The 6411-nt window shown below is 66.2% G+C and carries 5 protein-coding genes; 2 read left to right on the forward strand and 3 right to left on the reverse strand.

The window, feature by feature from the left end:
• Positions 1–93: 93 nt before the first annotated feature.
• The 3 genes from L810_RS03195 to L810_RS03205 form a co-directional block, all read right to left on the reverse strand.
• Positions 94–2256, reverse strand: a complete 2163-nt coding sequence (locus L810_RS03195; protein WP_021156941.1) for a hypothetical protein — start codon at positions 2254–2256, stop codon at positions 94–96.
• Between the two features lie 501 nt (positions 2257–2757).
• On the reverse strand, positions 2758–3144 hold the full coding sequence (locus tag L810_RS03200) for an ester cyclase (RefSeq protein ID WP_021156942.1): 387 nt from the start codon (positions 3142–3144) through the stop codon (positions 2758–2760).
• A gap of 46 nt (positions 3145–3190) precedes the next feature.
• Positions 3191–4087 (reverse strand): LysR substrate-binding domain-containing protein, encoded by an 897-nt coding sequence (locus tag L810_RS03205; protein ID WP_021156943.1) that lies wholly within the window; start codon positions 4085–4087, stop codon positions 3191–3193.
• Between the two features lie 521 nt (positions 4088–4608).
• On the opposite strand from L810_RS03205, the gene L810_RS03210 reads away from it, so the two are divergent.
• Together L810_RS03210 and bla are read left to right on the forward strand one after the other, a co-directional pair.
• Complete coding sequence (locus L810_RS03210; RefSeq protein WP_021156945.1) at positions 4609–5466, forward strand: peptidoglycan DD-metalloendopeptidase family protein; 858 nt, start codon at positions 4609–4611, stop codon at positions 5464–5466.
• Positions 5467–5685: 219 nt separating this feature from the next.
• The coding region (gene bla, locus L810_RS03215) for a class A beta-lactamase (RefSeq protein WP_042973028.1) at positions 5686–6411 on the forward strand (726 nt) is incomplete at its 3' end.

A 6411-nucleotide genomic window follows, 5' to 3' on the forward strand; every position in this document is an offset into this window, starting at 1 on the left:
GCCGGCGAGCGTGATGCCCGCTGTCCGTGACGATCCCGAAGCCGGCTGACGAAACCGGCTTCGGGCGCATTCACCGGGCGCGGGTCACCCCGGTCAGGCCGGGTCGGCGTACTTCAGCGTCCATCCGAACGTACGGGTCGCGCCCGTGCCGAGTGCGAACGGCTTCGTCGTGCACGCGAAGTTCGAATGCAACTGGCCGATCGGCGTCGTCGACAGCGGATTCGTCGTGCCGTTCACCGTATCGAAGGCGGACAGCGCGCAGTTGTCGAACCCGGTCGCCGCATAACCGGTCGCGGGGCTGTTCGCGTACGCGACCGACACGCCGTCGCCGTTGGCCTGCGTCGACGCGAAATCCGCGAACGACGTGAAGTCCGTTTCGACCGACAGGTTGCCGGTGAGCGTGCCGGTGCTCAGCGTGTCGCTGCGCGCCACCGAGCCGTGCGCGAACGTCAGCACCGTGTGCACCTGGAGGTCGAGATCCGTCGTGTACGCCGCGTTCTTCGATGCGAGCCGGAACTTCGCGGTATCGAACGACACGATCACCTGCCCGTTGACTTGCTGGACATTCAGGTTCTTGTAGTACGTGACGGGAATGTAGGTCTTGCCGTTGTACGACACCTGCGGAATCAGCAACGCGTAGCCGAGATCGGTCGTGCCGTAGGTGAGCTTGTCGGAGGACGGCACCGGGTAGTACGGCGTGAACGAGTTGTAGTCGGGCGCCTGGCTGAGGTTCAGGTTGATCACGCGCCGGCCGTCGCGCACGGTTACCAGCGCCGCGCTGTACGGATGCGCGGGGTCGTTCGGCTGGTTGTACCAGGTGAGCGTGTAGTGCGGGCGCGCGTCGAGCCATGTGTTGTAGTCGGCGTCGGCCATCGGTGCCTTGCCGCCGAAGCCGAGCTTGTTCCACCATGCGTTTACGTACAGGTACTGGTGCAGCAGGCTGAAGTTTTCGCCCATCACGCGCGGCTTGCCGCGATACGCGTCCGTGCCGCGACCCTTGACCCACATGTTCACCGAAGGCGTCGGCAGCGACGGGTCGTACCAGAACGTATCGAAGCGATGCGCCGCCTTCGTGATGAACGTGTAGGCGACCTGCTTCTCCTGGTCGGACAGCACGCCTGCGTTGGCCGCGGCCGTCAGCACTTCCATGAACGCGGAATCGCCGTACGGGCCGATCGAGCGGCCGTAGTTGAAGCCTTCGCCGTCGCCGTTCAGCTGCGGCAGGATCAGGTCGACGGACTTGCGCAGATACCCCTTCAGTTCCGGCGTGAAATTCGCTTCGTTGCCCATCTCGAACGTGCGCTCGGTCACTTCGCCGATCAGCAGCGTGCTGTAGCGGTCGAAGCGCGCCTGGTCGTAGTAGGTCGTGTGCGTGTTCGACGCTTCGTCCGAGAACCCGCCCGACGAGTCGTTGCGGATATGGTTCGTGAGCGTGTACAGCAACGCGTCGCGCGCGCCCATCGTCGCGACCGACGGATCGGTCTTCGATGCGAACGACGGGCTGCTCCAGCCGAGCTTCTGGCGCAGCCCGGCGATTCCGTAGGACACCGCATAGTAGTTCTGTGCGGTGTTGAGCGACGCGATGTCGATCGGCGTGCCGGCGGCCGGGCACGTGTCGACCTTGCCGCTCGCGTCGGGGCCGAACATGTCGCAGAACCGCAGCCGCTGCTGCAGCGTCGCGAGCATCGCGTCGCTGAAGACTTCGTTGAGCATCCCGTGCGCCTGGAGGTTGTTCAGCGCGACGAGATAGTAGTACTCGCCCCACGATGTATTCGCATACGTATAGTTGCCGCCCGACTGCGCCATCATCGCGGTCGTGATCTTCTGGTAGGTCGCGAGGTAGCTCGCGTATTGCGGATCGTTCTTCGACTTCATGTCGATCAGGATGTACGACAGGCCGAGCGCGAGCTTGCCGGGCAGGAATTTGTCGCCGGTGTTCGTGTCGAGCACGTGGACGGGCGTGCCGTCGCCGAGATCCATCACGACCTGCGTGAAGTCGGGCGACTTCCGGATCAGGTCGAACAGCGCGCGCATCTGGCCCATCATCGTGATCGGCGTGTCCGTGCCGGCCGGCACGCTCGTGTCGGCCGCGCCGTAGACGAGCGCCTGCAGCGAGTTCGCCGCGAGCGCGGGCGGGGTGGACGAAGCGGGCGGCGACGGCGTGGCGGTCACGTCGTTGCCGCCGCACGCGCTGACGAGCACGACGGAAAGGGCGCTGAGCGCGGCGCCGAGCGCGAATCTGCTGCGCGAATGCATGGTGTCTCCAGTTTTGAATAGTGGTGAAGCACGGGCACGTGTGGCCGATACCGCGCTCGATGCCCGTACCCGGCCGTCGTCCTGCCACCTGATTCCCTGGGGACGGACGGCCTTGATTCACGGTCGAGCGGGCAAGCGTTTCCCCTGCACGGGCCGTGGCCGGCCTCGCGCGCAAGCAATGGAAAACGTTTTCCAAATTTAGGCATCGACCGGCGTGATGTCAATGAACTTTCACATCGGATGCGCCGGTAGAAACCCGGATGGCGGGAGCAGAGGGCGTGGGTGGGGAATCGGAATGACGCGTGAATCGCCGGGATTTTCCTGATGGTCGAGCGGTCATCGCGCGAGAGCGATCGCGCGTTGGCGTGGCGGGCGGAGCATGACACGGAAACGGGTTCTCGACACGTAATGAGAGAAAACGTTATCCATAAGAATCGAAGTGCATGGAGTCACCCCTGACCACCGGCCACCGCACGCCACGACCCGTCGTATCGACGACGTTCAAAGCTGCTTTTCGATCGCCGCCTTGTCGATCACCGACCACACCTGGCGGATCTTGCCTGCGTGAAACTCGTAGAACACGTTCTCGGCGAACGTGACCTTGCGGCCGTCGACGGCGAGCCCCATGAACGTCCCTTTCGGCGAACACGCGAAGCGAAGGCGGCACGCGACGCGCGGCGGCTCGCACACGAGCAGCCGGATCTCGAAACGCAGATCGGGAATGTCGCGGAAATCCTGTTCCAGCATCGCGCGGTAACCGGCGAGGCCGAGCGGCCGGTCGTTGTGGATCACGTCGTCGGACACGTACTCGCCGAGCGACGTCCAGTCCTGCCGGTTCAGGCAGTCGATATACGCGCGATAGCGGGTGGCGAGATCGGTATCGGTCATGGCCAAGTCTCCGTCTGTCGATGGGGCGAGTCGGGCGCGGCGCGCGTTACGGCGGCGGTGCGTCGCCCGACAGGAACGCGACGAACTCGCGTGTGTACTTCGGCAGCGCGTCGAACGACCGCGCGCACAGCTTCAGGCGGCGGTGGCTCCACGGATCGGACAGCTCGACGAGCCGCACGTCCATCGTCTGCATCGCGCGCTCGGCCGCATGGCGCGACACGATGCCGATGCCCACGCCGCTGGCGATCACGCGGCAGATCGCGTCGAAGCTCTTCAGCTGCACGCGGTAGCGGATCCGCTTGCCGAGCGCGCGCGCCTGGTCGGCGAGATGCACCTGCAGCGCGCTGCCGTCGGTGAGGCCGATGAAGTCGGCGTCGGCGATCGTGTCGAACGCAACCTTGTCGTGTGACGCGAGCGGATGCGCGGCCGGCACGACGACGATCAGCCAGTCCTCGCGGAACGGCTTCTGTTCGAGCCCGCCGAGCCCGACCGAATCGGCGACGATGCCGACCTCGGCCGTCTTGTTGCGGATCGCATGCACGATCTCCTGGCTCGAGCGCTCCTCGACGCTGATCGACAGCTTCGGGTGATGCGGCAGGTAGTCGGCCAGCGCGTCGGGCAGGTATTCGCTCAGCGACGCCGTGTTGCACAGCAGCCGGATATGCCCGCGCAGCCCCTGGCCGAATTGCTGCAGTTCGCCGCGCATGTGGTCGATCTGCTGCAGCACGGTGCGCGCGTGGTGTTCGAGCGCGCGGCCTGCGTCGGTGGCCTGCGCGCCCGCCTTGGTCCGGTGCAGCAGCGGTACGCCGAGCTCGTCCTCCATGCCGCGGATGCGTTCGCTTGCGGCCTGCAGCGTGATGTGGGTCCGCTCGGCCCCGCTCGTGATCGTGCCGGCCTCGCAGATGTTCAGGAAGAGCCGCAGGTCGGTCAGGTCGAAGCGCATGAGGGTGGGGGCGATCGTGTTGGAATGGCCGATAAGTTAGCAGGGAACCGCGGCCGGGGTCTCAGGCTTGGCCTGAGGCCCGATTCGCCGGTTCCGAATTTTCGGGGCGCGATCGATGACGGATCATGGCCGCACTTCAACCGGGGGAGCCTGTCATGCGAATCGATCCATCGTGGGGCGTGTCGTTCAAGATCGCGCTGCACGTGCTGTTCCTGTGCATCGGCATCGCGTGGGCCTGTTCCGAACTGGCCGCGTGGCTGCGTTGAGCGTCGCGGCGCGCCGCAGTGGTACGCTGCGACGCCTATCAAAATAAGTTCGCCATAGTTTTACAGAACGAAAATTCTTCCGCTTCCGCGCGAAAAGACCATCAAGTTTTTCCGAATCGGACCGTATTACCGGTAGCGAATGCCGGCCGGCATCCGGTTCGTGATCGTTTGTCATCATTGTTTTCATCCGGTTACACGTCGGCCGTTCCGTTTTTGAGATGCTTGAAAGATTGTCAAACCGGAGTCGGATCGTCCATGAAATCGCGCGAGATTCACCGTCACGCGGCGTGGCTGCCGGGCCTGGCCGCCGTGCTCGTCATGGCCGGTTGTGCAAGCACGCAGTCCGTTCCGCCGAGCGATACGCTGGCGGCACAGTCATTACCGTCGAGCCCGCCGGCCGTTGCGCCGGCGGCCGTCACCCCGCCTCCCGCGCCGATTCTCGTTGCGCAGAAGTACATCGTGAAGCGCGGCGACACGCTGACGGGCATCGCGTCCGCGAACGGCTGCAGCATTGCCGACCTGCGCACCTGGAACAAGCTGGGCGCGAACGGCAGGCTGCGCATGGGGCAGGTGCTGCGCATCGTCAGGCAGCAGCCGTTGCCGCCGCCGGGCGCAGCCGGCATGCAGGCCGCGTCGTCGGCTGCGAGCAATGGCGCGGGGAGCAGCCCGGCATCGGCGCAGGCCACCGCGTCGACCGCGAGCGACCGTCAGGTCGTCAAGGAAACGAAGCGGCATGCAGGCGGTGTCGCGCTCAAGTGGCCCGCCAACGGCAAGATCGTCGACGGGTTCCGGCCGGGGCAGAACCGCGGCATCCAGATCGCCGGCCGGCCGGGCGACCCGGTCCGCGCGGCGGCCGACGGCCGCGTAATGTACGCCGGCACCGGCCTGAACGATTACGGCAGCCTGATCATCGTCCAGCACAACGCGGATTTCCTGACCGCCTATGCGCATAACCGCAGGCTGCTCGTGAAGACAGGCGACATCGTGCGCCAGGGCGACGAGATCGCCGAGATGGGCGACCTCGACAACTCGCGTGTCGCGTTGCTGTTCGAAGTGCGGCGCGACGGCAAGCCGGTCAATCCGATGCCGTACCTGCCTTCGTCGCAAGGGTGAGGCAGGGTCGTTTCGCTGGAACGTGGCGGCGGTCGCTGCTACGCTAGGGCCTGTTCATGCGAATCCCGTGCTTCACGCGGGGCCGACGGCCATCTTCAGGGGATGCGCGGTGAATGCCGTCGCGGGCCGGCCGCCGGCGCGAACGCGGGCGCTTCGTTGAAGCGCGCCCGCGTTGCTTCGTGCCACCGTTTCCGACAGAAGACAGAACACACCTCATCCATGGAACACTCTCCGACACGCCGCTCGCTGTTGCTTGCCGCCGTGGCCGCGCCGTTCGTCGCCGCGTGCACGTCCGCGCCGGTCGCCGACCAGGGGCGCGCCCATACCGCCCAGGCCGAATTGACCGCGCTCGAGAAGGCGTCGAACGGCCGGCTCGGTGTCGCCGCGCTCGATACGTCGAACGGCGTGCGCATCGCTCACCATGCGCGCGAACGCTTCCCGCTGTGCGGCACATATGCGGTCGTCGCGGCTGCCGCGATGCTCGCGCGCGGCTCGCTCGACGCTTCGCTGCTGCCGCGCCGAATTCTTTACCGCCGCTATGAAATCGTGTCGGGCTCGCCGGTCACGGAAAGCCACGTCGACACGGGCATGACGATCGAGCAGCTGTGCGTGGCGATGCTGCAGTCGGGCGACAAGGGGGCCGGCAACCTGCTGATGGGTGTGCTGGGCGGCCCGCAGGCCGTCACGTCGTTCGCGCGCGCGAGCGGCGACACGTCGTTCCGCCTCGATCACTGGGAACCCGAACTGAATCACGCGGCGCCCGGCGACGAGCGGGACACGTCGACACCGGTCGAAATGATCGACACGCTGCAGCGGCTGCTGCTCGGCAACACGCTGCCCGACCCGCAGCGCGCGCAGCTGACGGAATGGATGGTCGGCGGCGCGCGCGGCGCGACCGGCATCGCGGCCGGCGTGCCGCCCGGCTGGCGCATCGCGGACAAGGCC

Origin of the sequence: Burkholderia sp. AU4i, assembly GCF_000466765.1 — a bacterium.
Classification (GTDB): Bacteria; Pseudomonadota; Gammaproteobacteria; order Burkholderiales; family Burkholderiaceae; genus Burkholderia; species Burkholderia cepacia.